This is a genomic window from Microbacterium flavum (assembly GCF_018717645.1).
GTDB classification, from domain to species: domain Bacteria; phylum Actinomycetota; class Actinomycetes; order Actinomycetales; family Microbacteriaceae; genus Microbacterium; species Microbacterium flavum.
In genome coordinates this window covers 1-1,488 of record NZ_JAFLHG010000023.1, presented here as the reverse complement: position 1 = coordinate 1,488, position 1,488 = coordinate 1, and the positions used below count along the sequence as shown (strand labels likewise).

1 protein-coding gene is annotated in these 1,488 nt (G+C 69.9%); it reads right to left on the bottom strand.

Annotation, left to right across the window (positions count from 1 at the left end; all coding sequences use genetic code 11):
- Window positions 1–300: 300 nt before the first annotated feature.
- Window positions 301–1,383 (bottom strand): IS110 family RNA-guided transposase, encoded by a 1,083-nt coding sequence (locus J0P97_RS15415; protein ID WP_005052802.1) that lies wholly within the window; start codon window positions 1,381–1,383, stop codon window positions 301–303.
- Between the last annotated feature and the right edge of the window lie 105 nt (window positions 1,384–1,488).

Sequence of the window (1,488 nt, the reverse complement as noted above, 5' to 3'; positions counted from 1 at the left end):
ACACGCCCTGATATGGGCGTGGGTTTGTCAAGTGTGCAGGGGTGAGCGGACGCCGTGCCCGTCGGCTTCGGCGTCCGCTCGTTCCGGTCGTGTCCGGTGGTGGCGCGCGTGTCGTGTTCGACGCGTTGTCACTCTGATATGCGCGGGTTGGATACCGCATGACGGTTTGTTCGGCGGGGCGTTCACGCGAGTCTAGAGATCGAGCGTGACCCGCTGGGCCGGGTGCTCATAGGGCGTGTCGCGAGTCGCCCGGACGCTGCCGTCACCACCGTCGACGACCGGAAGCTGGAGGACCACGGGTCAGGTCATGACAGCCAGGGACCAGCACCAGCCGGCGAGCTCGCGGGCGATCGCGGCGTTGGCGACGACGCTGCGCTTCTTCCGGACCTGGAACCCGACCCAGCGGTCGTGGAGCCGCTGGTTGCCGGCATGCCCTCGCGCCCGGGCCGCCGCGCTGGCACGGTCCCATCTGGCGCGCATGATCGGCGACGTGGGCCGGTAGGCGGGGCGGTGGTGCCAGGCCGCTTCGATCAGCAGCCGGCGGGCGTGACCGTTGCCGGTCTTGGTGATCCCGCCCAGTGCCCGTGACGCCCCGGACGAAGACTCCGACGGGGTCAGGCCGACATAAGCGCCGATGCGGTGCCCGTCCAGGCGGGTCCAGTCGCCGATCTCGACCGCGAGACCGAACCCGGTCAGCGTCGACACGCCCCGCAGGCAGCAGAGCCGGTTCACGACGTCGGTGAACTCGCTGTCCGCGGCCATACGGGTGATCGCCGCGTCGAGTCTGTCGCGTCGATCTACGGCCTGGATCATCGCTTCGTAGGCGGCGTCGAACGCGGCCTGCAGACCGACCAGCTCGAACCACTGCGATCGCAGCCACCCGTCGTGCGCGACGGTCCAGGCCTTTCCGCCCGTGTACTGGATGCCTTGCCGCAGCAACAGCTTGCTGACCCGGTGCCGGGCGGACATCAGATCGCCGCGGGCATCCTCGCGGGCGCGCACCAGATCCCTGGCCGCTTCGGACTCGACGCTCGGGACGACCACCTCAACGATCTCCCCGAGACGCAACAGGCGGGCCAGATGGACCGCGTCGCGCGCGTCGGTCTTCACCCGGTCACCGACCGGGCGCTGCAGCTTCGACGGCGCCGCGACCACGCACCGCACCCCCGCCGCCGTCAACGCGCGGGCGAGGCCGAACCCGGTCGGACCGGCCTCGTACGTCGCCGCGACCGGGCCCGGCAGACCCGTCACCCATGCGACGATCTCCTCGGTGCTGGAGCCCATGCGTCGCTGCACGAGCTCCCCGGTTCGCTCATCGATCGCGGCCGCGACCACGCTCCGCGCGTGCACATCCAGCCCGACACTCGTACGCTCAGATATCAACTGGGGCCTCCCTCACGTATGTGGATAGGCGAAGCCGGAAGACCGGCTCGCAACCCACGGTCTACGCGAGCGGAGGCCTCAGGCTCAACCACTCATAGCGTCTAG